The following is a 26,637-nucleotide window of genomic DNA, read 5'->3' on the forward strand; positions in this document are numbered from 1 at the left end:
TGGCGCGTCAGTCGCGGCGGCCGAGGGTCGGTCCCTTGTCGGAGCCGAACTCCGCCAGCACCGTTTCGCCGGCGATCGCAAGCTGACCGAGGCTGACGCGCGGCTCCGCACCGGCCGGCAGAAACACGTCGAGGCGCGAGCCGAAGCGGATGAGACCAAAACGCTGGCCGGCCTGCAGCTGCTCGCCTTGCGACGACCAGCAGATGATGCGCCGGGCCACGAGACCGGCGATCTGCACCGTGCCGATGGCGCCGTGCGCCGTCTCGATGACCAGGCCGTTGCGCTCGTTCTCGCTGCTGGCCTTGTCGAGTTCGGCATTGACGAACTGGCCGGCGCGATAGGCGATGCGGGTGATGGTGCCACGCATGGGGGCGCGGTTCACGTGGCAATTGAAGACGTTCATGAAGACGGAGATGCGCAGCATCGGCTCGAAGCCGAGGCCGAGCTCTTCCGGGGGAACGATGTGCGCGATCGACGAGACGCGGCCATCGGCGGGGCTGATGACGAGATCGTCATCGACCGGCGTCACGCGTTCGGGGTCGCGGAAGAAATAGGCGCACCAGGCCGTGAGAAGGAAGCCGATCCAGAGCAGCGGCTCCCACAGAAAGCCGAGAAGAAGAGAGACGACGAAGAACCCGGCAATAAACGGGTAGCCGGCCTTGTTGATCGGCACCAGCGTGTTGCGAACGGACGTAATCAGGCTCATGAGGGCAGCGTCTCCATTAAACTCCGGTCCTGCACCTATAGGGAATCATCTCTGGCGGCAACAAGAGCGGTCTGCAGGGGATATGGGACGCCGATCACAAAACGCGAGGGTGGCACGGCGCAAAACGCACCGCATCGGACACGCGCTCCCTGCCATTGACCGCGCAAGAACGACACGTATAACAGTTTTTCCTTAAGTTCAGAGGGACTGACATGCTGGCGTGTTGCATCGACCGGAACTATGCGGAGCTTGCGGCCGTCATGCTGCGGTCTGCGCATCTCAACGGCAATATTCCCGATGTCGAATTCTGCATTCTCGGCGATGGCCTCAGAGCATCCGACAAGGAGAAGATCCGGACATCCGTCGAACGGCCGATTACCTTCATCGACATCGACGAAGCGATGCTGGGCGAAATTCGCTACCTGAAGACGACGAACGCCTGGAGTCGCGTGATCTATGCACGGCTGCTCTTGCCGGACTGTGTCGGCGAAAACCATTCACGCATCGTCTACCTTGATGCGGACACGCTGGTCGTCGGCGATATGTCCTATCTCTTCACCGTGCCGCTCGAAGGCAATCTGATTGCCGGCGTTCGAGCCCGTGGGATACGAAAGCTCGCCGACATGAACAGGGAAATCGGGCGAAGCGACGGAGCATTCTACTTCAATTCCGGTGTCCTCGTCATTGATGCCGCCAAATGGCGGAGCGAGAAGATGAGCGAGAAAAGCTTCGAGCTTCTCAACGCCAGACCCTTTTCCTTCCCGGACCAGGATGTTCTCAATCTTCTCGCCGATGGCCGGACGCTGCAGCTGGATGGGCGGTGGAACGCGCAGATGATGGAAGAACGTGCGGATACGGTCATCGTGCACTTCACCAAGGCGAAGCCGAACTCCGAAGAATGCCGCCATCCGCAGCAAAGTGCATACCTTGCGTTGCGTGCCGATACGGCCTGGGCGGACGCGCCTTTGCGCACGAAACGCCAGCGACGCTGGAAGCGCATCGGCCATTCGATCCGGAAAAGGTGGCTGGCGATCCGGAAACGGTGGCTGGCGATCCGGAAAAGGTGGCTGGCTGTCTGACGCCGCTTCGAAGCGACGCGCTCCCTGCCCTGAGCGGCGCCCGGGCCGGAGCGTGCCTCGACCGCACGCCCGGCCGGTCAGCCCGCCTCAGACCGCCGGCGGGCGGCGGGTGACGATGCCGAGGTCGTCTTCGTCCTGGACCTTCTTCAGCTGCTCGGCGGCCTGCGTCGCCTCGCGCTGGCGGCTCCACATCGAGGCGTAGAGGCCTTCGCGGTCGATGAGTTCGCCATGCGTGCCGCGTTCGGCGATGACGCCGTCCTTCAGCACGATGATCTCGTCGGCCTGGATCACGGTCGAGAGGCGGTGGGCGATGACGAGGGTCGTGCGGTTGCGCGAGACGATATCGAGGGCTGCCTGGATCTCCTGCTCGGTGCGGGTGTCGAGCGCCGAGGTCGCCTCGTCGAGGATCAGGATCGGCGGGCTTTTCAGCACCGTGCGGGCGATGGCGACGCGCTGTTTTTCGCCGCCCGACAGTTTTAGTCCGCGTTCGCCGACCATGGCGTCGTAGCCTTCCGGCAGCGTCTTGATGAAGGCGCCGATCTGGGCGATCTCGGCCGCCGCCTCGACCTCGGCCTGCGAGGCGGAGATGCGGCCGTAGCGGATGTTGTAGGCGATCGTGTCGTTGAACAGCACCGTATCCTGCGGCACCATGCCGATCGCCGCGCGAAGGCTCTTCTGCGTCAGGCTGCGGACATCCTGACCGTCGATGGTGATCGACCCCTGCTGGACGTCGTAGAACCTGTAGAGCAACCGCGACAGGGTGGACTTGCCGGCACCCGACGGGCCGACGACGGCGACGGTCTTGCCGGCGGGCACCTCGAAGCTGATGCCCTTGAGGATCGGCCGCGCGGGATCATAGGCGAAATGCACGTCCTTGAAGACGATGGCGCCCTTGTCGATCGACAGGGCTTTGGCGTCGGGCGCGTCGACCACCTCTGCCTGGACTTCGAGCAGATCGAACATCTGCTCGATATCGGTGAGGCCCTGTCGGATTTCGCGATAGACGAAGCCGATGAAGTTGAGCGGGATCGACAACTGCATCAGCATGGCGTTGATGAAGACGAAATCGCCGATCGTCTGCTCGCCGCGCTGCACCGCGAGCGCCGACATCACCATCATGATCGCCGTACCCAGTCCGAAGATCACCGCCTGGCCGAAGTTCAGCCAGCCGAGCGAGGTCCAGACCTGCGTCGCCGCCTTCTCGTAGCGCGCCATCGACTGGTCGAAGCGCGTCGCCTCCATCTGCTCGTTGCCGAAATATTTGACGGTTTCGAAATTCAGGAGCGAATCGATCGCCTTGGTGTTGGCGTCCGTGTCGCTGTCGTTCATCGAGCGGCGGATGGCGATGCGCCAGTCGCTCGCCTTCACAGTGAACCAGATATAGACCGCGACCGTGACGGCGGTGACCAGGAGATAGGAGAAGCCGTAGCCCCACCAGAAGATCGCGGCGGTCAGCAGGAATTCGATCAGCGTCGGCACGGTGTTGAGGATGGTGAAGCGGACGATCGTCTCGATGCCCTTGGTGCCGCGCTCGATGATGCGCGACAGGCCGCCGGTGCGGCGCTCCAGATGGAAGCGCAGCGACAGCTGATGCATGTGGACGAAGGTGCGATAGGCGAGCTGGCGGACCGCATGCTGCCCCACGCTCGCAAAGAGCGCATCGCGCAGCTGGTTGAGGCCGGCCTGCAGCAGCCGCGCCAGATTATAGGCGATGACCAGCATCAGGGCGCCGGTCATCACCGCCGGGAGAATGCCGGTCATGTCGGCACGGCCGTTCAGCGCGTCCGTCGCCCATTTGAAGAAATAGGGCACGAGCAGCAGCACGACCTTGGCGACGAGCAGGATCACCGTTGCCCAGACCACGCGCATCTTCAGGTCGGCGCGGTCGCTCGGCCACATATAGGGCCACAGGTTGAGGATGGTCTGCAGCGGATTGCCGGCATCGGCCGACACGGTCTTCTTCTGGTCCGTCATGTCTCTTCGATTTCCAGCCGGCGGGGCCTGCGGCCGACAAAAGCATGCCGGTCAAACGTGCAAACGGCGCCCCCTGCGGGAGGCGCCGTTTGCGTCGATCATCACATAGGCTTCCCCGGCTGTCGCGGCAATGGCTTGGTGCCATGCCTTTCTGCGCCGTGTGCCCGAACTGCCGCCGTCAGGGCACCTGGCGCATATGCCGGCGATGGATTTCCTCCGACTGCGCATCCGGCATGGCCTTGTCCGGCACGCCGAAGACCTGGCCCGGCAGGATGCGGTCGGGATCGAGGATCTGGTCTTCATTGGCGACGTAGATCGTGGTGTAGCGTACCCCTGCGCCATAGACGCGGCGCGAGATCTGCCACAGCGTATCGCCGCGGCGGATGATCACCGAGCTCTTGCTCTGCTGCAACGGGGACTGCTGCACCGTCTGCGGCTCACTGCCGGCCGTCTGCGAGGACGGCGCGACGGAGCGCTCGGCTGTCGTGGGAGCGGACGGCGCGGCGGGTGCACCGCCGGCGACGGGTTGATCGGATCCGGCCGGAGCGGTGGTCGTCGTTTCGCTCGTCGTCGCCTGAGACGTGGTCGCCTGAGACGTGGTCGCCTGAGACGTGGTGGGCTGAGAGGCCGTTGGCTGAGCAGGTGTCGCCTGACCTGCCGGTGCGGGCGTCGTCGCGTCGGCCGGGATGTTTGCCGACACCGCAGGCGCCGTTTCCAGCACGCGGGCCATCGCGGTTTCGAGGCGGCCGAGAACGGCCCCGACGGCGGCGGCATCCCGCGGCAGCGGCTTCAGGATCGCCAGCGCATCGGCCGCCGCCTTCGTGGTGGCGTTGACGCGATCGGCAAGGCTTGCCTGCATGCCGGCGACCGGCTTGACGTTCGCCAGCGACGCCAGGGCGATTTCCGTGGCGGAGCGGGCCGCTGCGAGCTGGTCGAGGCCGGGCAGCTTGCCATCGGCATAGAGGCCCTTCAGCAGCGCGAAGGCCTTGGCGGCTTCCATGCGCGAGGCATCGAAGATGGCGCCGTCGAAGGCGGGATCGGAGCCGCTGGCCGGCGTCTGGGCGACGGCGGAAATCTGATCGCCTTCCGGACGCTCGAAGGGAACGGCGGCGCGCATCTGCACCTTGCCGTCGGCACCGAGCATATCGACGCGGATGACGTGCTGGCCGACGGACAGCGCGCGATTGCCATCGATGACGAAGCGGCCCTGAGCATCCGCCTTGCCCTCGCCGACCAGCTGGTCGTCGGCATAGATGCGCACGGTCGCGCCCGGACGCGCCGTGCCGGCAATGAAGAGCCTGCCACCCTCGATCTCGACGGCGGACACCGCAACCGGCGAGGCCGGCGTCCCCTCGGATGTCGAGGTCGTCGTGCCGTTGGCGTCGTGAGTGGAGGCAGCCGGTGCCTGCAATGCCGCCTGATCGCCCGTTGTCGGCGCCGCGGCGGACGGCGTGCTTTCGGCCGATGCTCCGGTTTGGCCCGTTGTTGGCTGGCCCGTGGCTGGCTGGCCCGTTGTTGGCTGACTTGTCGCCAGCTCGCTGGGAGCGGTCAGGATGCGGCTTGCCTCGCCGGGCTTCGTCACCATGGCGAGAAGCTGGCCGTTATCGACCTTGGGAATGGAAACGGTGGCGACCTCGTCGGAGGCGGTGACGGTTCCCGACGGCGTCGTGCTGCGCAGCGTCAGCTGGTAATCGCCAGGGGGAAGCGGCTTGTCGAACACCGCCGCGAAATCGCCCGTTCCGCCCACGTCGGCCGTACCGACGACGGTATTGCCGTTGACGATCTCCAGCTTGCTGTTCGGCGCGGCGCGGCCGGCAATCACGGTCGAGCCGTCCGGCTCGACGCGCAGCACGTCGAAGCTCGGCGCATCGGTGCCCGCGGCTGTGCCGGCCGGCGCGGCCGTGGTGGATGGTGCCGCAGGTGTCGTGGTCGGGGCCGCGGCGGTCTCGCCCGAGGGCATCGGCTTTGCGGAGGCGTCCGGCTGACCTGCTGCTGCCTGATCTGCGCCCGGCGCACGCGTCGGTGCGGGCTGGCTTGTGGCATCCGCCGGCTCTGCGACGTCGCCTGCGCCGGGGCGATTGCCCTTGGCGTCGGCCGTCGTGGTGTCGCCAGAACCCGAGAGCGCGCCCGGTGTGCCCGGCGCTCCGTCCGCAGGGCTCGAGCTTCCGGCACCCGCACTCCTGGCGCCCGCACTCTCGGCACCATCGGGGGCTGCCTTGTCACCGACATTGGGCAACACGACGAAGATCATCAAAAGCGTGGCGATTGCCAGCACGACGAGCGCAACCAGACCTGCCGTATTCTTCCTCATGCACCTCTCCACCACGGACGTTTCGACTGACCGTGTTCAACGAAAACGCTTACCGTGTCTTTCGGCCTCACCGGGAGGCCGGATCGTCTTGCGCGCTTGCATCTCCGCACAACGCGCATCTCTTGAAATTGCTAGCGATATCCAGCCTTCTCCACAAGCAGCGATGCATGTTCTGACGACTTTGAAAGCGCCTTTTTACAGATTTTACCTGATGCGTACCTTGACGCGGTGCAGGACCGGATGTCTGCTTCGCCCATGAGCGATCAACCTGTTCCGATTCGATCCATCTGCGTCTATTGCGGGTCCCAGCCCGGACGTGAGCCCGACTTCATGGATGCAGGCCGGAGGCTCGGCAAATCCATCGCCGAGCATCATCTGCATCTCGTCTATGGCGGCGGCACGAAGGGCATCATGGGGGCCGTGGCCAGCGGCGTGCTTTCCAATGGCGGCCGCGTCACCGGGATCATACCAGAGTTCCTGATGGACATGGAGGCCACCCGGCATTCGCTCGGTCAGCTGAGCGAACTGGTCGTCACCGCCGATATGCACGAGCGCAAGCACAAGATGTTCGAGCGGGCGGATGCCTTCGTGACGCTGCCGGGCGGCATCGGCACGCTGGAGGAGATCGTCGAGATCATGACCTGGGCGCAGCTCGGGCGGCACCGCAAGCCGATCGTGCTCGTCAACATCAACGGTTTCTGGAACCCGCTGATGAAGCTGATCCACCACATGGCCGATAGCGGCTTCATCCACACGGCGCATCTCGTGCAGCCACTCGTCATCGACAATCCGGACGAGGTCGTGCCGGCGCTCAAGGACCATTGGGCCGGCACGGTCGATCGCGACGGCGAGAGCGGCATCATCGACAAAATGTAGGCTCAGTGCTCGACCGCATCTCGCGCGGCCGCCGTGGGTGGCCGCTTCGGATCAGGGATTGCGGAGTGCTGCCGCCTGCCGGGCGTTGCGGCTCTCCACGAGCATCGAGCCGGTATAGATCACCAGCGCCATCCAGATCAGCCCGAAGGCCATCAGCTTCACCATGCCGAACGGTTCATGGAACACGAAGACCGCGATGAGAAACACCATGCTCGGCGCGATATACTGCATGATGCCGATGGTGGAGAGACGCAGCAGCTTGGCGCCATTGGCATAGAACAACAGCGGCACGGCGGTGACGACACCGGACGAGACGAGCCAGGCCACGTCGGTCATGCCGGTATCGGTAAAATGCCCCTGCCCCGATGCCTCGAGATAGACGATATAGGCGAGCGACGGGACCGAGAGCAGCATGACCTCCAGAAAGAAGCCCTGGTTCGGGCCGACCGGCAGCGTCTTGCGAAAGAACGCGTAAAACCCCCAGGAGATGCAGAGCCCGAGCGACACCCAGGGCAGACCGCCGGCATCCACCGCGATGATGGCGACGGCGGTGACGGCAAAGCCGATGGCGACCAGCTGCGCCCGGTTCAGCTTTTCCTTCAGGAGCACGGCGCCGAGGAAGATCGAAAAGAGCGGGTTGATATAGTAGCCGAGCGCCGCCTCGAGCGTCCGCCCGACGCTGATCGCCCAGACGTAGACGCCCCAGTTGAAGGTGACGAGCGTCGCCGTGAGCGACGCCATGATCAGCATGCGGGGCGAGCGCAAGGCCAGTTTCAGATCCGCGGTGCGGCCGAGCCACAGGATGAAGCCGCCGACGAGCGGCACCGACCAGACGATGCGATGCGCCACGACTTCGGCTGCCGGAATATGCCCGATGCCCTTCATGAAGAGCGGCAGAACGCCCCAGAAAAGATAGGCGATGGTGGCAAGCAGGAACCCGCGGGGGCTGTCGCCATTGCCGGGCACGGCGGCTGCAGCCATCGGCTTGGGTGTCACGTCGGCCATATCGCGGCCCTCCTCCGGCCTTTTGTCCTGCTGACGGGCGCGCGTTTCCCCGCTTCACGTCATGGCTGCGGCTTACGCGAAAAGGCAGGGCCACTCCAATTCATTTCCCTGAACGATCAACGAATTCTGGTGACACACGACGGTCGCTTTTGCCTGCAAGGTTCGCTGCCGAGAGGAAGCCGGCATCCTGCGTGCCTCAAGGGTCGCAAGGATCCGCATCTGGTATAGGATACCGGCTTCAGAAGATCCGGCACGAAAGGAACGTCATGTCCTCCCCCTCAGCGCCCGTCCTCCCGTCCCAGCGCCCTTCCGCCCTGACCGTCTCCCGGCGCGCCTTTCTCGGCGGCCTCGCCTCGGCCTCCGGGCTGGTGATGCTGCATCCGTTTGCCGCCCGCGCGGGCGCCAATCAGGCCCATCTGCGCATCATGGAAACGACCGACATCCACGTCCACGTCTACCCTTACGACTATTACGGCGACAAGCCGAACGAGACGCTGGGCCTGTCGCGCACGGCCTCGATCATCGACGCGATCCGCGCCGAAGCGGGCAACACCTTCCTGGTCGACAATGGCGACTTTCTGCAGGGCAACCCGATGGGCGACTTCATGGCCTACCAGAAAGGCCTGAAGGACGGCGACGTGCACCCGGTCATCAAGGCGATGAACCTGCTCGGCTACGAGGCGGGCACGCTCGGCAATCACGAGTTCAACTACGGGCTCGACTTCATGGCGAAGGCGCTGGCCGGCGCGAACTTTCCTTACGTCTGCGCCAACCTGACGAAGGGAACGCTGGCCACGGACCCGACCAGGGACGCGCTGTTCTTCAAGCCCTATACGATCATCGAAAAGACCGTGACGGACGGAAGCGGCGCGGCGAGCCCGCTCAAGATCGGGCTGATCGGCTTCGTGCCGCCGCAGATCATGCTCTGGGACGTGAAGAACCTCGAAGGCAAGGCGCAGACGCGCGACATCGTGGAAGCCGCCCGCGCCTGGGTGCCGGTGATGAAGGAAGACGGCGCCGACATCATCGTCGCCCTCTCGCACTCCGGCATCGACGGCACAGGCCAGACCGATCGCATGGAAAATGCCTCGCTCTATCTCGCCGGCGTCGAGGGCATCGACGCGGTGCTGACCGGGCACCAGCATCTGGTCTTCCCCGGCCCCAAAAGCTTCGACGGCATTGCGGGCGTGGATCCGGTCAAGGGCACGCTGCAAGGAAAGCCGGCGGTCATGGCGGGTTTCTGGGGCTCGCATCTCGGGCTGATCGATCTGCTGCTGGAAAAGGACGGCAAGCGCTGGAAGATCGTCGATTTCACCACCGAGGCGCGGCCGATCTACCACCGCGAGGACAAGAAGGTCGTGGCCGACGTCAACGATCGGGCCGACATCCTGACCGCCGCCAAGGACGAGCACGAGGCGACGCTCGCCTATGTCCGCACCCCCGTCGGCAAGACCTCGGCGCCGCTCTACTCCTACTTCGCGCTGGTGGCCGACGATCCCTCCGTGCAGATCGTCTCCCAGGCGCAGACCTGGTACATCAAGGGCATGCTGAAGGAGACGGCGTGGAAGGACCTGCCCGTGCTCTCCGCCGCAGCCCCCTTCAAGGCGGGCGGGCGCGGCGGCGCGGATTACTACACCGACGTTCCCGCGGGCGACATCGCCATCAAGAACGTGGCCGATCTCTACCTCTATCCCAATACCGTGCAGGCCGTGGTCATCACCGGCGCGCAGGTGAAGAACTGGCTGGAAATGTCGGCCGGCATGTTCAACCGGCTGACGCCGGGCGGCAAAGACCAGCCGCTGCTCAGCGCCGGTTTCCCATCCTATAATTTCGACGTGATCGACGGCGTGACCTACGAGATCGACCTTTCCCAGCCGCCGCGATTCGACACGGACGGGAAGCTCGCCGATGAAACCGCCCACCGGATCACGGATCTGACGTTCGACGGCCAACCCATCGATCCCGCACGGACATTCGTGGTCGCCACCAACAATTACCGCGCCGGCGGCGGCGGCAAATTCCCCGATATCGCCAGCGACAAGGTCGTCTTCGCCGCCCCCGACACCAACCGCGACGTCATCGTCCGCTACATCCACGCGGAGGGCACGATCAACCCCGCGGCCGATGCCAACTGGCGTTTCAAGCCGATGCCCGGAACGACGGCGCTGTTCGAGACGGGGCCGAAGGCGCGGCCGCTGCTCGGCGAGGTCAAGGCCGCAAAGATCGAGGATGCCGGCGATGGCGCCGACGGGTTTGCGACATTCCGATTGGTGCTGTGAGGCCAAATCCATCCGAGACCTCGTCGGCCGCGAAACCAATTCCGGTTCGAGATGACATGCGATAGAGTATCATCGGAACATCAGGAGGCCGAGAACATGCAGGCATTTCGCATCACGCTTCCGGACGACATGGCGACCCTGGTGAAGGAGAAGGTTGCCTCAGGCGAATTTGCGAGCGAAAGCGATGTCGTCCGTGAGGGCCTGATGACCATCGCGTTACAAGATGCGGCATTCGAAACATGGCTGCAGGACGAGGTTCTGCCGACCGTCGATGCTCTTGAGCGGAATCCAGATCGCGCGCTGAATGCAGACGACTCCTGGGCGGCAATCAAGGACCACATCGCCCGGTCCAGTTTTAACGACGAACCATGACCGATCGGCCTGTCCGGTTTACTCCGGAAGCCAACGCCGATCTGACGGAGCTTTTCGACTATCTCGCACCGCGCGCCGGGTCTACCATCGCCCTCAAATACGTTCGTGACATTCACGGCTATTGCCTCGGCTTCGCCCTCTTCCCCGAGCGCGGTTTCGCACGGGAAGATCTGCGCCCAGGGCTCCGTGTCGTCGGCTTTCGCCGCCGGGCCAGCATCGTCTTTCAGGTGAAGGACGAGCAGGTAACCATCATTCGCATCTTTCATCACGGCCGCGATGTTCGCATCTCCGAGGAAAGCCCTACTCCGCCGCGGCGGCCACCGCGCCGTCGCGGTTCTTCAGGAGCTTGAACACGATACTGTCCATCAGAGCCTGGAAGGAGGCGTCGATGATGTTGTCGGAGACGCCGACGGTCCACCAGCGGGCACCGGTGGCGTCGGTGGATTCGATGAGGACGCGGGTGATGGCCTCGGTGCCGCCGTTGAGGATGCGGACCTTGTAGTCCGCGAGTTCAAGATCGACGATCTCGTGCTGGTACTTGCCGAGATCCTTGCGCAAAGCCAGATCGAGCGCGTTGACCGGGCCGTGGCCCTCCGCGACGGACAGGGTCTCTTCGCCGTCGATCGTCACGCGGACGACGGCTTCCGACACGGTCTTCAACTGGCCGTTGGCGTCGAACCGGCGCTCCACCATGACCCGGAAGCTTTCGACATGGAAGAAATCGGGCACGTGGCCGAGCGTGCGGCGGGCGAGGATGGCGAAGCTCGCATCCGCACCCTCATAGGCATAGCCGGTCGCCTCGCGCTCCTTGACGATGGAGATCAGCTTGTCGAGCCGCGGATCGTCCTTGCCGACAACGATGCCGCGACGCTTCAGGGCATTGATGAAATTGGCCTTGCCGCCCTGGTCGGAGACCATGACCTTGCGCAGGTTGCCGACGCTTTCCGGCGTGACATGCTCGTAGGTCCGCGGGTCCTTGAGAAGCGCGGAGGCGTGGATGCCGGCCTTGGTGGCAAAGGCAGAGACGCCGACATAGGGCATCTGGTGGTCGGGCGAGCGGTTGAGCAGCTCGTCGAAGGCGTGGGACAGCTTGGTCAGCTCCTGCAGGCGGTCCAGGTCGATGGCCGTCTCGAAGCGGCTGGAATAGACGTCTTTCAGCGCGAGCGTCGGGATGAGGGTGACGAGATTGGCGTTGCCGCAACGCTCGCCGATGCCGTTGAGCGTGCCCTGGATCTGGCGCACGCCCGCCTCGACCGCGGCCAACGAATTGGCGACCGCCTGCCCCGTATCGTTGTGCGCGTGGATGCCGAGGCGGTCGCCGGGGATGCCGGCAGCGATGACGGAGGCGACGATGGCGCGGATCTCTTCCGGCTGCGTGCCGCCATTGGTATCGCAGAGCACGATCCAGCGCGCGCCGGCCTCATGCGCGCTCTTGGCGCAGGCGAGCGCATAGTCGGGGTTCGCCTTGTAGCCGTCGAAGAAGTGCTCGCAATCGACCATGGCCTCGCGGCCGCTCGCCACGACGGCGTCCACGGAGGCCGTGATATTGTCGAGGTTCTCCTCGTTGGTGCAGCCGAGCGCGACGGCGACGTGATAGTCCCAGCTCTTCGCCACGAGACAGACCGTGTCGCTTGCCGACTGCAGAAGTGCGGCCAGCCCCGGATCGTTGGCGGCGGAGACGCCGGTGCGCTTGGTCATGCCGAAGGCGACGAAACGGGCGTTGCGGGTGCGGCGCTTGGCAAAGAAGGCGGTGTCGGTCGGGTTTGCGCCGGGATAGCCGCCCTCGACGTAATCGATGCCGAAATCATCGAGCATCGATGCGATGGCGATCTTGTCCTCGACGGAAAAATCGACGCCGGGCGTCTGCTGGCCGTCGCGCAGCGTGGTGTCGAACAGGTAGATGCGCTCGCGCTTCATGGCTCAGGCGTCCTTGCCGGCGAAGGTGTCCGTGGCGCGGATCAGCCGGTCGAGGATGCCGGGCTCGCTCATCGCGTGGCCGGCGCCTTCGACCAGATGGAATTTCGCCTGCGGCCACGCCTTGTGCAGGGCATAGGCGTATTTTGCCGGGCACGGCATGTCGTAGCGGCCCTGGATGATGACGCCGGGAATGCCGTGGAGTCGGTGCGCATCGCGCACGAGCTGGCCCTCGTCCATCCAGCCGGCATGCACGAAATAGTGCGTTTCCAGCCGGGCGAAAGCGTCGGCGAAATCGTCTTCGGCGAACTTGCTGCTGGTGTCGGGCTGCGGCAGGAGGGTGATGGTCTCGCCCTCCCAGCTGCTCCAGACCTTGGCCACCTCGCGGCGCAGCGCCATGTCGTCGCCCGTCAGGCGGCGATAATAGGCCTGCATCATCTCGTGGCGTTCTTCGGGCGGAATCGGCGCGACGAAGCGCTCGTATTTCTCCGGGAACATTTCTGAGACGCCGAACTGGTAGTACCAGTCGAGCTCGGCTTTCGTCAGGGTGTAGATGCCGCGCAGGACCAGTTCCGAGACCCGCTCGGGATGGGTTTCGGCATAGGCGAGCGCCAGCGTCGAGCCCCAGGAGCCGCCATTGACGAGCCATGTGTCGACGCCGACCATCTCGCGCAGGCGCTCGATATCGGCCACCAGATGCCAGGTCGTATTCGCCTCCAGACCCGCATGCGGCGTGGACTTGCCGCAGCCGCGCTGGTCGAAGAGAAGCACGTCGTAGAGCGCGGGATCGAACAGGCGGCGATGATTGGGGCCGCTGGTGCCGCCCGGTCCGCCATGCAGGAACACGGCGGGCTTTGCGCCGGGCGTGCCGGACCGTTCCCAGTAGATCGCATGCCCGTCGCCGACATCCAGATGACCAGACGCATAGGCCTCGATCGGCGGATAGAGGCCGCGAAGGGTGGTGTCCGTATCGTGATCGAGGGTCATAGGTTCAGTCCGTGGGTGGGCCAGTCGGCCGTATCGTGATCGGGATGCTGGAAGGAAATGACGGCTTCCTGCTGTGCGTAGTAATCCGGGTCGGCATGGACCGGCTGATCGAAGATCGTGTTGACCCAGGGGATACGGGCCTCGACATTCACCTGGATCTGCGGCGCGAGATCCGTGCGGTCGTCGAACGCGCCGATGGCGATTTCAAGCCCGCCCGGATGGCGATAGGCAAGCGGCGTGCCGCAGGAGGCGCAGAAGCCGCGCGCGATATTGATGGACGACTGGAACCAGGCCGGCTCGCCGCGGCTCCAGGTGAAGCCATCCTCCGGCACCGTGACCAGAGGCCCGAAAAAGCCGCCGAACGCCTTCTGGCACATGCGGCAATGGCAGATCGACGGGCGGCCGAGCGTGCCCTTGAAACGGAAGCGCACGGCGCCGCACTGGCATCCGCCTGTTCTCTCAGCTTCGTTCATCGCGGTCTCTCCTGCGGCGGCCATTGATCCGTCTCGTGGTCGGGATGCTGGTAGGACACGAGACCATCGAGGAACGGTGCATCATCGAGGTCTTCTTCGGTCGGATGACCCGGCAGATCCTGCAGACGATCGACGAATGCGATCTTCGCCTCGGTGCCGAACTGGGTGACGGGCGGAAAGGCGGAAGGATCATCGAAGGCTCCACTCGCAATCGCCATGCCGTCCGGCGCCTCGTATGTCAGCGGCGTCCCGCAATCGCCGCAAAAGCCACGCGTCACGACATTGCTGGAGCGGAACGTTTTCCGCTCGCCGCGCGTCCATTCAAAGGTCACTCCGCGCACGGAGACGAGCGGCGCGTAATAGGCGCCGAATGCCTTCTGGCACATGCGGCAATGGCAGATGGAGGCGTCGGTCAGCCTGCCTTCCACCCGAAAGCGCACGGCACCGCACTGGCAACCGCCGAAGTGTACGTCCGTCGTCATGAGCCGGTCCTCTTCTGATGCGCGAGACGGGAAAAGCCCGCTGCGTCAGCGGTGTATCGCCGGCCGCTCACAATCTGAATCGTCAAGCGCGCATATCGCATGAACGGCCAGATCATCGCACCTTCCTCCCGCATTCACCCTGCAGTGTCGCGTTTCACCGGCCGATCCGGCGATCCCGCTGCCCTTCATTTCATGCCGATCAACGCCAGAAAGCAAGGCCGCTTCTCCTCGCGCGGCCCTCTAGCGCTTGATCTCCCAGGTCGTCACCCGCTCTCCCGTCTCCGCGTCCTTGCCGTCCTTCAGCTGGATGCCGTCGCTCAGAAGCGCGTCGCGGATGCGATCGGCTTCCGTGAAGTTCTTGGCCTTGAGAAGTACCAACCGCTCCTCGATCCGCTTATTGACGTCGGCCCACCGGTCCTCGTCGGCAAGGCCGAGGTCGAGATCGCTCGCCTGCTGGCTCAGACGCTCGATCGCCTCGAAACCCATCAGGTCGAGGTGCCCGAGGAAGGCGGCGGCAGAGGCCAGATCGCCTTTCGCGGCGTCGGTCGCGAGCTGGTTCATGCCGGTGATGACCGGATAGAGATTGAGATCGTCGAGGACGGAGCTTTCCGGCGGCAGCGTCCAGCTCGGCGCGTCCGGCTGTTCGGCCAGAAGGGCCGCGACCCGCACCTTGGCGTCCGCCCAGCGATGGACGATGCCCTGCGCCTCCTCCAGCCGCTTGAGGCTGAAATCGATCGGCTGGCGATATTGGGTCATCAGCATGGCAAGGCGCAGGACCTCGCCCGGCCATTGCCGGCCGCCGAAGTTTTCCGTGTGCAGAAGATCGTGGATCGTGACGAAATTGCCGTCCGACTTCGACATCTTGCGGCCTTCGATCTGCACGAAGCCGTTGTGCATCCAGACGTTCGCCATGGCGCTCGTGCCGTGCGCGCAGCGCGACTGGGCGATCTCGTTCTCGTGGTGCGGGAAGATGAGATCGAGGCCGCCGCCATGAATGTCGAAGGTCTCGCCGAGATAGCGGTGGCTCATGGCGGAGCACTCGATATGCCAGCCAGGACGGCCGCGACCCCAGGGGCTTTCCCAGCCGGGCTCGTTGTCGGAGGAAAGCTTCCACAGGACGAAATCGCCGGGGCTCTTCTTGTGCGCATCGACCGCGATGCGGGCGCCGGCCTGCTGTTCGTCGAGGTTGCGATGCGAAAGCGCGCCGTAATCAGCCATCGAGGTCGTGTCGAACAGCACCTCGCCGGCCGCGACATAGGCATGCCCGCGTGCGATCAGCGCGTCGATGATCGTGATCATCTCCGCGATGTTCTCGGTGGCGCGTGGCTGGACGGTCGGCTCCAGCGACCCGAGGGCGCGGGCGTCCTCCAGGAACTGCGTTTCGGTCTTCTCGGTCACGGCCCGTATGGCAGCGTTGAGCGGCAGCTCCGGAAAATCGCGGAGCGCTCGCGCGTTGATCTTGTCGTCGACGTCGGTGATGTTGCGGACATAGGTCACGTTCGCCTCGCCATAGAGATGGCGCAGCAGGCGGAACAGGACGTCGAAGACGATGACCGGGCGGGCATTGCCGATATGCGCGAAGTCGTAGACGGTCGGGCCGCAGACATAGAGACGGACATTGTCGACATCGATCGGCGCAAACACGGCCTTTTCGCGCGTCAGCGTGTTGTAGAGCCTCAGTGCCGGCACGTCCGTCATGCGTATCGTCTCCCCGTCTTCCTGTCGTTTGTCTTTACGTCGTCGTCGTCACGTTGTTCCAGAACGGCGGATGGCCGCCGCAAAGTGCGCACATCACGCGCGCTGGCCGGCCGGCCTTCGCGTTGTCATCTTGGTCTTGGGTAAGGAGACGAAACGGAAGAGGCCAGCGCGAAACGCTAGCGAATGATCGAGCCGCAGAGAATGCAGGTTTCCGTTTTCATGGCGGCTTTATCGCCGTTCTCGCCCTTTGGGTCAAGGCCCCGCACCGGACGGTACAGGTGGCCGGCGGGGCGCCCCGTCCGGTTGCATTGCAGCATGAATCTCGTGGCGTTGCAGCATGCTTTTCCGCGCAAAAAGCTCGCAGGAAGGTCATTAATTTGTCATGATTGAAACGCTTGAAAACCACAGATTTCCAGGAGAGTCGGGCTTGCGGGGACAACGCAAGAGAAGCTCGAATCTCCCGGAACGAACGAGGTCCTGCAGGTTGCATGTTCGGCCAAGCGGGATCCGATCCGGGACGGAAATGATTTTAAGGAGAGAGTGACATGACGGAACGCAAGACGGACACGGCCGAGACCGCTGCCAAGAACGAGACGCTGATCGACCGCTATCGCCCGCTCGGCCTGAAGGCCGTGGCCGCCGCGGCCCTGCATCAGAAGCCCAAGGCAGCGGCGGAAACGGCGAAGGTTTCGGATCGCGCCCGCGACTGGCGCGAGCACTGATCGCGCGCAGCGGCAAAGCCGATCCGGTCGCTGCGGCCAGACGGTCAGAACAGCGACAGCTGAGGACCGTCGCCCTTGTCGGGCGACGGTTCCGGACCCGCCTTCTGACCACCGGGCTTGCCGGCTGTTTTGGATGACGCATCCGTCGGGGCGGCGACCGGCGCCTGGATATCCGGCGTCGTGTTGGCGACCTTGTTGACGGCATCGGACACCGGCACGAACTCGAAGAGATCGTCATCGGCCGGCACCATCAGGTCGGCGACGTCGCGCGGTTCCTGCGTCTTGCAGTCAAGCCAGCGCTCGAAATTTTCCGGGCGGATGATCACGGGCATGCGATCGTGGATGAAGGACATCGCCGCATTGGCGCGCGTCGTCAGGATCGCACCCGTATCCATCTCGGAGCCATCGGCCGACGCCCAGGTTTCCATCAATCCCCCAAACGAGACGATGCCGCCGGCTTTCGGCCGGATCCAGTAGGCTTGCGACGGCAGGCCGCTCTCTTTCGGATGACGCCGCCATTCGTAAAAGCCCGAGGCGGGCACGAGGACGCGGCGGTGACGCATGGCGGCGCGGAACGAGGCCTTCTCGATCGCCGTCTCGGCGCGGGCGTTCAGGAGAAGCGGAAAATCGTTGGGATCCTTGACCCATCCCGGCAGGAAGCCCCAGCGCACCAGCGCGACGCGGCGCGGCGGCGCATTGCTGCGGGGGTCCGTGCGGTCGGCGGCGGTGACGACGAGGATCGGCTGCGTCGGCGCGATATTATAGCGCGGCGGGAAATCGCCGGCCTCGATGACGGCGAGCGCCTCTTCGAGCTCCTCGGGCGTGACCGTCAGGGCAAAACGTCCGCACATGGTTTGGTTCTCCCCGTGATGGGCGACCGAGGCAGCCCTCATCCACTGCCGGCGGCGATGCGTTCCGCATCGGATCGCACCGACCCCGCTCGCTGATGTAGGATCGATTCGCACACAACGCCAGAACGGAACCACCATGACTGCCTCTGCACCGCCCGCCCCGTCCCCCACACCCTCTCCCGCCCTTGCTTCGTCGGCGATCGTCGTGCGCGACGGGCGCTACCTGCTCGTGCGCCGCTCCAAGCCGCCGTCTGCGGAGATGTACGCCTTTCCCGGCGGAAGAGCGGAGCCGGGAGAGACGCCGGCGGAGACGGCCGTGCGGGAATTGCTGGAGGAGACCGGCCTTTCCGGCTCGGCACCGCAGCTTTTTGCCACCTACGACCTGCCGGCCGACAGGGCGGATGGCGCGGGCGGTCGGCACTTCTTCCTCTCGGTGTTCCGCGTCGAGGCGGATATCGACGCGGAGGCCGTGGCGGGAGACGATGCGGCGAGCCTCGGCTGGTTCACCGCGGACGAGATCGCCGCGCTGCCGGCCCCGCCAAGCGTGCGCGACTGTATCGCGAGGCTGGAAGCGTTGCGGACCTCATGAGGCGGCCGGGGCTTGCGAAATCGACGAAATCCGGCATTTTCGCCGGCATGACTCTCGCTCATCCCTCGCGCTTCGTTCTTCGTTCGCGCCCTGTCGTCCCCTCGCGCGCCGCCCTTGCAGGCCTCCTGCTTCTCGGCTTGCCGATGCCCTTTGCGCTGGCCCAAACCGCGCCTTTGCCGGCCCCGGAAGCCCCGGCGGCAAAGCCCGCGCCCTATGATGCGCGGTTGTTGCGCATGGCGGAGATCGTCGGTTCCGTCACTTATCTACGGACGCTCTGTGCCGATACAGGCGCTGCGGACTGGCGATCCGACATGCAGGCGCTGATCGACCGGGAGGCCGGCACGGAGGCCGATCGCAAAGCGCGCCTTACCGCCGCCTTCAACAGGGGTTACCGTAGTTTTGCTGCGGTCTACACAAGCTGCACGCCGAGTGCCGTGCTCGCCGACAAACGCTACCGTGACGAAGGGGCAACACTGGCCGCCGAAATTGTCTCGCGCTTTGGAAATTAGGTGTCCGTTAACCTTTTTTCGAACGGGCCGTGTCGTTTCGGTAAAAGACTGCTAGTCTTGTTAAGACCATGGTAACAAGTACCGCCGCGATTCCGAACCGGCGTGATGTGAAAGCGTAAATTGCATGGAACGATCGATGGAGCAGAGCCTCAACGAGATAGACGACATGATCGTCCACGAGAAGATGCAGGCGGCCCTGGAACATCAGAACGAGGCCTGGGCAGACGGCATGGCGGACGGCATCGAGCCGGAGATCATCGCCGACGCCGCGATCGCGCTCGCCATGCGCGAAACGATCCGCCTTCACGGCGAGGACGGGGCCGAGGCCATGCTGAATTCGTTGCGTGAGCGCATGCTTGCCGGCGAGTTTTCTCCGCAGCGCTCGCTTCAATAGCCGCTGCCCGATACGGTTACGTCCTCTTCGCGGACGGCCCGAGCAGTCACGAGCCGGCAGTCGCGCCAGAGCGGCAGCGCCCCAGCAGTAGCGAGAATGCCATGACACGTTCGTCGGACAGCCGGAGTTCCTCCGCTCTTCTGGGTGCGCTTGCATTCGCCGCCCTCATCGCCTCGACATGCCTCATTCCCGCGGCACCCGCCTTCGCGCTCAGCCAGTTGCGGACGATTCCGGGCGACGCGGCGGCGGACGAGCCGGATGCGGCCCCGAAAGACGACGAGATCACCCCACGTGCGCCGGGCGGCATTCCCATGCCCGATCCGCTGGTGAACAAGCAGACCGCCCCGGCACGGCCCGGCAAGGCCGAGGGCCAACCCGGCAAGGCGCCTGCCCCGGAGACACCCGCCGCCGAGACGCGCGACGGCCCTGTCGAGGTGCTGACGGACGTCTCCAAGATCCCGAAACCGGTCGCCCGCATGCGCGAACTGATCGTCGAGGCCGCCGCCTCCGGCGACATCGAGCGTCTGCGCCCGCTGCTCGGCAAGGGCGAGACGGCAACGGCCATCGGCGACAGCGAGGAGGAAACCGATCCGGTCGCCGCGGTGAAGAGCCTCTCCGGCGATGCCGATGGCCTCGAAATTCTCGCCATCATGCTCGACGTGCTGTCCACGGGCTTTACCGTGATCGACAAGGGCACGCCGGATGAAATGTATGTCTGGCCCTATTTCGCGGCCAAGCCGCTCGACAGCCTGACGCCGCCGGAAAAGGTCGATCTCATGCGTCTCGTCACCGCCGGCGACGTCGCAGCGATGCAGGAATTCGGCAGCTATAATTTCTACCGCATCGGCATTACGCCGGACGGGCAATGGAAGTTCTTCATCGGCGGCGATTGACCGCCCGGCCATGTCGGGGATTGCGTTGTCGGACCGGGCTGGACGCTTGCAGGGCCGCCGTCGAAAGCCTACCTCTGGTGAACGCGCGCGTCTCACCATTCCGCCGATGGTTTGCGAGGCGCGCGGGCGCCGTCCATCCCAGGTTTGACGCTTGCAGGCTGCGCTCGACCGATTTCCATTCCCTGGGCAGTCCAGCCCTTTCAGGATCGACCATGTCCCTTCTCGCTGTCCCCGATCGCGCTCTCGTCACGGTTTCCGGAGAGCCGGCCGTCGCGTTTCTCCAGGCGCTGATCACCACCGACCTCGAGCTGCTGGCCGCGGATGAGGTTCGTCCCGGCGCGCTGCTGACGCCGCAGGGCAAGATCCTGTTCGACTTCCTCATAAGCCGGACGGACAGCGGCCTGCGGCTGGAGACGGACGCGGACCAGGCGCAGGCGCTCCTCAAGCGGCTGACGCTCTACAAGCTTCGCGCGCCGATCACGCTGTCTCTCGACGCCGACACCGACGTCGCCGTGTCGTTCGAGCCGGTCGAGGGCGCATTGCGCGACGTGCGGTTTGCGACATCGGGCGCGCCGATCTTCCGGATTTACGGTGTCAAGGGCGTCGATGACGTCGAGGGGCGGCTCGACGCTGCGCGCATTGCGGCCGGCATCGCCGTCTCCGGCGCAGACTATGCGCTGCAGGACGCCTTTCCCCACGACATCCTTCTCGACAAGAATGGTGGCCTTTCCTTCCGCAAGGGATGCTATGTCGGGCAGGAGGTCGTCTCCCGCATGCAGCACCGGGGCACGGCGCGGCGGCGGGTGGTGACGGTCGAGGGTGTCTCCGATCTGCCCGCCTCCGGCACGGCGATCACGGCCGGCGGCAAGGCCATCGGCACGCTCGGCAGCGTCGCCGGCCACACGGGCCTTGCCATCGTGCGGATCGACAAGGTGGGCGAAGCGCTGGCGCGCGGGACGGACATTCTCGCGGGCGACGTCAAGGTGGCGCTGGCGCTGCCCGCCTGGACAGGGCTCGCCTTCCCCGTGCCATTGCCGGACGCGACGCCTGAAACCTCCGAGGCCGGCGCCTGATGTCGCCACGGGCCTGGCAGCGCATGCTCTCCGGTCGGCGGCTGGATCTGCTCGATCCCTCGCCGCTCGACGTCGAGCTTTCCGATATCGCGCACGGACTGGCGCGCGTGGCGCGGTGGAACGGGCAGACGCACGGGCCGCATGCCTTTTCGGTGGCGCAGCATTCGCTGATCGTCGAGGAGATCTTTCGCCGCAACGGCCGCGCGAGTGCGGCGGAATGCCAGATGGCGCTGCTGCACGATGCGCCCGAATATGTCATCGGCGACATGATCTCGCCGTTCAAGGCGGTGGTCGGCGGCGGCTACAAGGTGGTGGAAAAGCGGCTTGAAGGCGCGATCCACCTGCGGTTCGGCCTGCCGCCGATCACGCCCGACGCGGTCAAGGACCGGATCAAGAAGGCCGACCAGATCGCCGCCTATTTCGAAGCGACCGTGCTTGCCGGCTTCACGCTGGAAGAAGCCCGGCGCATCTTCGGCCAGCCGCGCGGCATCACCCGCGACATGCTGGCGATGGAGCCCCTGCCCGCGCTCGATGCGCAGCGGCTGTTCGTGGCGCGGTTCGAGGCGATCGAGGCCGAGCGGGCGACGGGTCGCGGATCGGAGAGGGCGGAACCATGAGCGTGATCGTCGTCTCGCCGCTTGCCCGGATCGGGGAAATGGCCGTCCGGCATGGCTGCCGCGACATGCTGAGCCTGATGGCCGTGGGGCACACGTTCCACCGGCCGGGGGTGATCGCCGTCGAGAGGCACCTGACGCTCGGACTGAACGACATCACCTTTGCCGGCAATGACAGGCTGATTGCGCCCGCCGAGACACACGTGGAGGCGATCGTCACTTTTGCCCGCGCCTGGCAGCGCGAGACGCCGCTGCTGATCCACTGCTGGATGGGCGTGTCGCGCTCGCCGGCAGCAGCCGCCATCGTCGCGCTGGCAATCGCGCCCGATCAGGACGACGAGGCCCTGGCGGACCGGCTGCGCGCGGCCTCGCCCTTTGCCACGCCCAATGCCCGGCTGATCGCGATCGGCGATGCCATGCTCGGCCGCGGCGGCCGGCTGGTGGCCGCCATGAAGCGCATCGGGCGCGGCAGGGACGCGGACGGCAACACGCCGTTCGTGTTCGACCCCCTGCCTTTTCCCGTCACACCGCCGATGGTGCCCGCCGATGCCGAGTAAAGGTGCTGGAGGCGAAATGACCGTGGAAATCGGTCTGAACGCGGCCATCGTCGCGATGGTCGACAGGTCGCCGCGCATTCTCGTCGTCAGCGAGGGCGGCGATGGGGGGCTGGATGCCCTGCCCTTCGGCCCCTTCGACCCGGCCATGCACCGCACCTTCGAGACAAGCCTGCGGGCACGCGTCGAGGAGCAGACGGCGCTCGATCTCGGCTATATCGAGCAGCTCTACACGTTTGGCGACCATGGCCGGCAACGGCTGGCGAACGAGGATCGCCTGCACATGGTTTCCGTCGGCTATCTCGCGCTGACGCGGAGCGACCCGGAGACCACCCTGCGCCTGGCAGAGGTCGGAGCGCAGTGGCGTGACTGGTATGCGTATCTGCCGTGGGAAGACTGGCGGCGCGGACGCCCCGCGGTGCTCGATCGCGTCATCCTGCCGGCCCTGGCCGCTTGGGAACGGGACGACCCCGCCAACCGACGCAGCCGCCTGCGCCTCGCCTTCGGCCTCGACGATTTCCCGTTCGACGAGGAACGCGTGCTGGAGCGCTACGAGTTGCTCTACGAGGCGGGGCTCGTTGCGGAAAGCCGCAGCGATGCCGAGGGGCACGGCTCGGAAACGCGCCCCGATGGCGTAGGTCAGGGCGTCGGTTTGGCCATGCGACACGATCACCGCCGGATCGTCGCCACGGCCGTTGCACGGCTGCGCGGAAAAATCAAATACCGGCCCGTCATCTTCGAACTCATGCCACCGGAATTTTCGCTCACGCGCCTGCAGGAAGCGGTCGAGGCCATTTCCGGACGGCACCTGCACAAGCAGAATTTCCGCAGGCTCGTGGAGGGTGCGTCGCTGGTGGAGCCGACGGGCATGACCACCGGGGCGACCGGCGGGCGACCGGCCGCGCTCTTCCGCTTTCGACGGCAGATCCTTGACGAGCGACCGGCGCCTGGCCTCAAACTCGGCAGTCGCTGAACCGTACCAAGATGCGGCGTGCGGTTGACCCGCGGGCCTCCCGCCCCATGTCCCCTCCTTCCAACGAAGAGGGCCTTTCATGGAATCACAACAGCCAGACGTCATCCTTGCGACCCGCACGGCGCTCAGCCAGGCGTCCGCTCTGGCCGTGCAATACTCGTTCTCGATCGTCGGCGCACTGGTGCTGCTCTGTGCCGGCTGGCTCATTGCCCGGCTGCTGCACAACTGGGCCTATGCCGGCCTGAAGCGGGTGCACGGGATCGACGAGACGCTGGCCCGGTTCTTCTCCAACATCATCCGCTACGCCCTGCTGGTGCTGGTCTTCGTCACCGTGCTCGGCCAGTTCGGGGTGCAGACGGCCTCGATCATCGCCGCACTCGGTGCTGCCGGCCTCGCCGTCGGCCTCGCTCTGCAGGGCACGCTGCAGAATATCGCGGCCGGGATCATGCTCCTCGTCCTCCGGCCGTTCCGGGTCGGCGAATCCATCGAGACATCGAGCGTGACGGGCACCATTCGCGAGATCGGGTTGTTTGCGACGGAGCTGGTGGATTCCGACGGGGTCTATCGGCTCGCACCGAATTCGACGCTCTGGAACACGCCGGTGCGCAATTTCAGCCGTTTGCCGACGCGCAAGCACGACCTGACGATTTCCGTCGGCGGCGCCGAAGACCTCGATGCGGCGATGCGGCGGTTGCTGGATATCGCCAAGGGCACCGACGCCGTTCTTGCGACACCGGCACCGTCCGTGTTCATCTCGGAACTTGCGGGCGATGCCGCCAGCGTCACGCTGCGCTACTGGGTCTCGACGTCGAACTGGTGGGCGACGACGCGCAGCATGCTGAAGCAGGTAAAGGACGAGTTTGCGGTAAAACCCGAGCCCGACAACGAGCCAGAAACCCAGACGGACGAAGACCGGGGCGATGACCCCGGCCCTCTCGGTCCCTGATCAGCAGCCGCCAGGTTTACTGGATGACGGCGCAGGCGAGACGCTCGCCCGCGTCGCCGGACGGCTGGCTGCGATTGTCGTCGGGCTTGGCGTGGATCATCAAAGCGCGCCCCCGGATGCCGTTGGCCTTATCGTCCAGCGTCACCATGCTGTTGAACACCTGCGCGCGCAGCGTGCCGTCCGCACCGACATACTGGTTGGGCATATCGCCCGCATGCGGGCCGTTGGCCGCAAGGAAGCCGTGTTCGGTCTTGTCCGGGTTGAAGTGGCCGCCTGCGGACTCGTGCTTGTGGGCCGGATCGCATTTTCCGGTTTCATGCACGTGGAATGCGACCCAGGTGCCCGCCGGAAGGTCGGTCACCTCGACCTCCATGAACACGCCATTCTTGCCGGCGGTCAGGAGCGCACGGCCGGTCTCTTTGTCGTCTTTGCCGACAAAGCTGGCCTTGGCCGTCTGGGACTGCATTTGCGCGGCGGCGGGGCCCGCTGCGACGGTGGCAGCAAGCATGGCTGCCGTCAGAGTGATCAATGCCGATCTCATGATGTTCCTTCCCTGATGCTCCCGATCCCACGGGAAACGGTGTCGCGTCGTCGCACGACCGCAGAACTGCAACGCCGGGCAACCCCGGGCGGTTCCCCACACAAGCGCGTGAGGAGCATGCGAAGGCATGACGGTCAGATGAAACGGATGACGGATGTCGCGATGATGATGAGGGAGACGGCCACCATCAGCGGGCGGACCGAAAGGTGCTTGACGATATAGGCCCCGATGGGTGCGGCCAGCACACCGCCGATGATAAGGCCGACCGCCGCATCGAGCTGCGACCAGCCGAGCGTGACGATGAAGGTGGCGGAAATCGTCAGCGTTACGGCGAACTCGGTGAGGCTCGTGGAGCCGATCACCTTCTTCGGGTTGTGGCCGCGACCGATGAGCGAGGTCGTGACGATCGGACCCCAGCCGCCACCGCCGGCCGCATCGAGGCCGCCGCCGGCAAAGCCGATAACGGGCACCAACCCGTCATGCACATCGCGCCGGAACGTCGGCCGGAACGCCTTGAACAGGATATAGAGGCCGATGAGGATGAGGTAGACCGACACGAACGGCTCGATGACCTTGCCGTCGATGTTGGAGAGGATGTAGGCGCCGAGAATGCCGCCGATCATGCCGGCCGGCGCGAGACGCGCCACGAGCTTCCAATCGACGTTTCTCTGCCAGACATGCGAGGCGCCGGAGGCCGCCGTGGTGAAGACCTCCGTGATGTGCGTCATCGCGCTGGCGACCGCCGGCGGCATGCCGAAGGCGAGAAGAGCGGTGGTACACAGGACCCCGAAGGCCATGCCGAGCGCGCCATCGACCAGTTGCGCGAAAAAGCCGATGAGGATGAACATCCAGATATCGCTCAAATGCCGTCTCCGTTGTCGTCTCCGACGGATTTTCCCGTCAGGGGGCGCCGATCCCGATGTCGAGACCGATATCGAGCGTCGGCGCGGCCATGGTGATCTTGGAGGTGGAGATATAGTCCACGCCCGTCTCGGCAATGGCGGCGATGGTCTGAAGATCGACGTTTCCCGAAGCCTCGAGCCGCGTGCGCCGCCGGTCCGTCGCGTACGGATCGGCCGAGAGCCCCCAATGCGCGGCATTCAGCGCCACGGCCTCGCGCAGCAGGTCCGGTCCCATATTGTCGAGCAGGATCGCGTCGGGCGTGGCGGTCAGCGCCTCCCGCATCTGCTCCAGCCCGTCCACCTCGACCTCCACCTTGACCAGGTGGCCGGCATAGGCCTGGGCCGCGCGGATGGCCGGCGCGACGCCGCCGGACACCGCGATGTGGTTGTCCTTGATGAGAATGGCATCGTCGAGGCCATAGCGGTGGTTCGACCCGCCGCCGAGCCGCACCGCATACTTCTCGACCGCACGAAGGCCGGGCAGCGTCTTGCGCGTGCAGCAGACGTTTGCGGCCGTATGGGCGATGGCGTCGGCATAGCGGGCGGTCAGGGTGGCGACGCCGCTCAGATGCATGAGGAAGTTCAGCGCCACCCGCTCCGCCGAGAGGAGACCGCGGGCCGGGCCGGAGATGCGCGCGATGGCCGTGCCGGCGACGACGCGATCGCCATCCTTTGCCAGCGCCTCGAAGGCCAGCGCGGGATCCACCAGGCGGAAGGCGGCGCGGGCAAGATCGAGGCCGACGACGACCCCGGCTTCCCGGACGTTCAGGATGGCCGTCGCCTTGAGATGCGGCGCGATGGTGGCCGCCGTGGTGATATCGCCGGCGCGGCCGAGATCCTCGAGCAGGGCCGCGCGGACGATGTCCTCGACCATGAGGGTGGGCATGTAAGGTGGAAGAGCGGTCATCGCGGGTCTCTCG

General features: G+C 65.4%; 28 protein-coding genes. 15 read left to right on the forward strand and 13 right to left on the reverse strand.

The genetic code is table 11. The annotated features are described in order from the left end of the window. Nucleotides 1-7: 7 nt before the first annotated feature. A complete protein-coding gene (locus C8J36_RS07100; RefSeq protein ID WP_062594824.1) occupies nucleotides 8-706 on the reverse strand; it encodes a phosphatidylserine decarboxylase in 699 nt (232 codons plus the stop codon). A 212-nt stretch (nucleotides 707-918) separates the two neighbouring features. Between C8J36_RS07100 and C8J36_RS07105 the strand changes: the two genes are divergently transcribed. Next, on the forward strand, nucleotides 919-1,785 hold the full coding sequence (locus tag C8J36_RS07105; RefSeq protein WP_132533659.1) for a glycosyltransferase family 8 protein: 867 nt from the start codon (nucleotides 919-921) through the stop codon (nucleotides 1,783-1,785). A gap of 87 nt (nucleotides 1,786-1,872) precedes the next feature. On the opposite strand, the gene C8J36_RS07110 is transcribed toward C8J36_RS07105, so the two are convergent. Continuing rightward, nucleotides 1,873-3,759 carry an ABC transporter ATP-binding protein/permease gene (locus tag C8J36_RS07110; protein ID WP_132533660.1) on the reverse strand — a complete coding sequence of 629 codons (1,887 nt, stop codon included), beginning with the start codon at nucleotides 3,757-3,759 and terminating at the stop codon, nucleotides 1,873-1,875. A gap of 178 nt (nucleotides 3,760-3,937) precedes the next feature. Continuing rightward, nucleotides 3,938-6,070, reverse strand: coding sequence for an Ig-like domain-containing protein (locus C8J36_RS07115; protein WP_132533661.1), 2,133 nt, complete (start codon nucleotides 6,068-6,070; stop codon nucleotides 3,938-3,940). 255 nt (nucleotides 6,071-6,325) lie between these two features. Here C8J36_RS07115 and C8J36_RS07120 point away from each other — a divergent pair, with 255 nt between their 5' ends. Next, complete coding sequence (locus C8J36_RS07120; protein ID WP_082477116.1) at nucleotides 6,326-6,946, forward strand: TIGR00730 family Rossman fold protein; 621 nt, start codon at nucleotides 6,326-6,328, stop codon at nucleotides 6,944-6,946. Nucleotides 6,947-6,997: 51 nt separating this feature from the next. On the opposite strand, the gene rarD is transcribed toward C8J36_RS07120, so the two are convergent. After that, nucleotides 6,998-7,927, reverse strand: coding sequence for an EamA family transporter RarD (gene rarD, locus C8J36_RS07125; RefSeq protein WP_132533969.1), 930 nt, complete (start codon nucleotides 7,925-7,927; stop codon nucleotides 6,998-7,000). A gap of 290 nt (nucleotides 7,928-8,217) precedes the next feature. Between rarD and C8J36_RS07130 the strand changes: the two genes are divergently transcribed. From C8J36_RS07130 to C8J36_RS07140, 3 genes are all read left to right on the forward strand, one after another. Continuing rightward, on the forward strand, nucleotides 8,218-10,230 hold the full coding sequence (locus tag C8J36_RS07130) for a bifunctional 2',3'-cyclic-nucleotide 2'-phosphodiesterase/3'-nucleotidase (protein ID WP_132533662.1): 2,013 nt from the start codon (nucleotides 8,218-8,220) through the stop codon (nucleotides 10,228-10,230). A gap of 96 nt (nucleotides 10,231-10,326) precedes the next feature. Next, nucleotides 10,327-10,602 (forward strand): type II toxin-antitoxin system ParD family antitoxin, encoded by a 276-nt coding sequence (locus C8J36_RS07135; protein ID WP_132533663.1) that lies wholly within the window; start codon nucleotides 10,327-10,329, stop codon nucleotides 10,600-10,602. After that, the gene (locus C8J36_RS07140; protein WP_132533664.1) at nucleotides 10,599-10,952 is read left to right on the forward strand and encodes a type II toxin-antitoxin system RelE/ParE family toxin; all 354 of its coding nucleotides are present in this window, start codon (nucleotides 10,599-10,601) and stop codon (nucleotides 10,950-10,952) included. The genes C8J36_RS07135 and C8J36_RS07140 overlap by 4 nt, the downstream gene beginning before the upstream one ends. Here C8J36_RS07140 and cimA read toward each other — a convergent pair. The 5 genes from cimA to cysS form a co-directional block, all read right to left on the reverse strand. Next, complete coding sequence (cimA, locus tag C8J36_RS07145; RefSeq protein WP_132533665.1) at nucleotides 10,903-12,519, reverse strand: citramalate synthase; 1,617 nt, start codon at nucleotides 12,517-12,519, stop codon at nucleotides 10,903-10,905. The two genes, C8J36_RS07140 and cimA, sit on opposite strands and share 50 nt — an antisense overlap. A 3-nt stretch (nucleotides 12,520-12,522) precedes the next feature. After that, entirely contained in the window at nucleotides 12,523-13,503 is a 981-nt protein-coding gene (gene pip, locus C8J36_RS07150) for a prolyl aminopeptidase (protein ID WP_132533666.1), read from the reverse strand. After that, complete coding sequence (locus tag C8J36_RS07155; RefSeq protein WP_132533667.1) at nucleotides 13,500-13,976, reverse strand: GFA family protein; 477 nt, start codon at nucleotides 13,974-13,976, stop codon at nucleotides 13,500-13,502. Before C8J36_RS07155 ends, pip begins: the two co-directional genes overlap by 4 nt. Next, on the reverse strand, nucleotides 13,973-14,458 hold the full coding sequence (locus C8J36_RS07160) for a GFA family protein (RefSeq protein WP_132533669.1): 486 nt from the start codon (nucleotides 14,456-14,458) through the stop codon (nucleotides 13,973-13,975). Before C8J36_RS07160 ends, C8J36_RS07155 begins: the two co-directional genes overlap by 4 nt. A 240-nt stretch (nucleotides 14,459-14,698) precedes the next feature. Beyond that, entirely contained in the window at nucleotides 14,699-16,156 is a 1,458-nt protein-coding gene (gene cysS, locus C8J36_RS07165; RefSeq protein ID WP_132533671.1) for a cysteine--tRNA ligase, read from the reverse strand. A gap of 545 nt (nucleotides 16,157-16,701) precedes the next feature. Here cysS and C8J36_RS24815 point away from each other — a divergent pair. After that, nucleotides 16,702-16,878 carry a hypothetical protein gene (locus C8J36_RS24815; protein ID WP_156468099.1) on the forward strand — a complete coding sequence of 59 codons (177 nt, stop codon included), beginning with the start codon at nucleotides 16,702-16,704 and terminating at the stop codon, nucleotides 16,876-16,878. 44 nt (nucleotides 16,879-16,922) lie between these two features. On the opposite strand, the gene C8J36_RS07170 is transcribed toward C8J36_RS24815, so the two are convergent. Beyond that, a complete protein-coding gene (locus C8J36_RS07170; protein ID WP_132533673.1) occupies nucleotides 16,923-17,729 on the reverse strand; it encodes an SOS response-associated peptidase in 807 nt (268 codons plus the stop codon). 136 nt (nucleotides 17,730-17,865) lie between these two features. On the opposite strand from C8J36_RS07170, the gene C8J36_RS07175 reads away from it, so the two are divergent. The 9 genes from C8J36_RS07175 (at nucleotide 17,866) to C8J36_RS07215 (ending at nucleotide 24,274) form a co-directional block, all read left to right on the forward strand. After that, a complete protein-coding gene (locus C8J36_RS07175; RefSeq protein ID WP_132533675.1) occupies nucleotides 17,866-18,318 on the forward strand; it encodes an NUDIX hydrolase in 453 nt (150 codons plus the stop codon). Nucleotides 18,319-18,365: 47 nt separating this feature from the next. Next, nucleotides 18,366-18,827 (forward strand): TIGR02301 family protein, encoded by a 462-nt coding sequence (locus C8J36_RS07180; protein WP_245506477.1) that lies wholly within the window; start codon nucleotides 18,366-18,368, stop codon nucleotides 18,825-18,827. Between the two features lie 124 nt (nucleotides 18,828-18,951). Then, nucleotides 18,952-19,221: a hypothetical protein gene (locus C8J36_RS07185; RefSeq protein WP_092988168.1), complete on the forward strand. Its 270-nt coding sequence runs from the start codon at nucleotides 18,952-18,954 to the stop codon at nucleotides 19,219-19,221. Nucleotides 19,222-19,322: 101 nt separating this feature from the next. Further along, entirely contained in the window at nucleotides 19,323-20,114 is a 792-nt protein-coding gene (locus tag C8J36_RS07190; RefSeq protein ID WP_132533677.1) for a hypothetical protein, read from the forward strand. 212 nt (nucleotides 20,115-20,326) lie between these two features. After that, the gene (locus C8J36_RS07195) at nucleotides 20,327-21,187 is read left to right on the forward strand and encodes a folate-binding protein YgfZ (protein WP_132533679.1); all 861 of its coding nucleotides are present in this window, start codon (nucleotides 20,327-20,329) and stop codon (nucleotides 21,185-21,187) included. Then, the gene (locus tag C8J36_RS07200) at nucleotides 21,184-21,804 is read left to right on the forward strand and encodes an HD family hydrolase (protein ID WP_132533681.1); all 621 of its coding nucleotides are present in this window, start codon (nucleotides 21,184-21,186) and stop codon (nucleotides 21,802-21,804) included. Before C8J36_RS07195 ends, C8J36_RS07200 begins: the two co-directional genes overlap by 4 nt. Beyond that, nucleotides 21,801-22,358 carry a tyrosine phosphatase family protein gene (locus C8J36_RS07205; protein ID WP_132533683.1) on the forward strand — a complete coding sequence of 186 codons (558 nt, stop codon included), beginning with the start codon at nucleotides 21,801-21,803 and terminating at the stop codon, nucleotides 22,356-22,358. The genes C8J36_RS07200 and C8J36_RS07205 overlap by 4 nt, the downstream gene beginning before the upstream one ends. A gap of 16 nt (nucleotides 22,359-22,374) precedes the next feature. Next, nucleotides 22,375-23,328, forward strand: a complete 954-nt coding sequence (locus C8J36_RS07210; protein ID WP_132533685.1) for an NAD regulator — start codon at nucleotides 22,375-22,377, stop codon at nucleotides 23,326-23,328. 79 nt (nucleotides 23,329-23,407) lie between these two features. Continuing rightward, a complete protein-coding gene (locus C8J36_RS07215) occupies nucleotides 23,408-24,274 on the forward strand; it encodes a mechanosensitive ion channel domain-containing protein (protein ID WP_132533687.1) in 867 nt (288 codons plus the stop codon). Between the two features lie 16 nt (nucleotides 24,275-24,290). On the opposite strand, the gene C8J36_RS07220 is transcribed toward C8J36_RS07215, so the two are convergent. The 3 genes from C8J36_RS07220 to nadC form a co-directional block, all read right to left on the reverse strand. Continuing rightward, a complete protein-coding gene (locus tag C8J36_RS07220) occupies nucleotides 24,291-24,815 on the reverse strand; it encodes a superoxide dismutase family protein (protein WP_132533689.1) in 525 nt (174 codons plus the stop codon). Between the two features lie 134 nt (nucleotides 24,816-24,949). Beyond that, nucleotides 24,950-25,663: a sulfite exporter TauE/SafE family protein gene (locus C8J36_RS07225; RefSeq protein ID WP_132533973.1), complete on the reverse strand. Its 714-nt coding sequence runs from the start codon at nucleotides 25,661-25,663 to the stop codon at nucleotides 24,950-24,952. A gap of 52 nt (nucleotides 25,664-25,715) precedes the next feature. Then, nucleotides 25,716-26,624, reverse strand: coding sequence for a carboxylating nicotinate-nucleotide diphosphorylase (gene nadC, locus C8J36_RS07230; protein WP_132533691.1), 909 nt, complete (start codon nucleotides 26,622-26,624; stop codon nucleotides 25,716-25,718). Nucleotides 26,625-26,637 lie beyond the last annotated feature (13 nt).

Origin of the sequence: Rhizobium sp. PP-F2F-G48 (assembly GCF_004342335.1) — a bacterium.
Taxonomy (GTDB): domain Bacteria; phylum Pseudomonadota; class Alphaproteobacteria; order Rhizobiales; family Rhizobiaceae; genus Ferranicluibacter.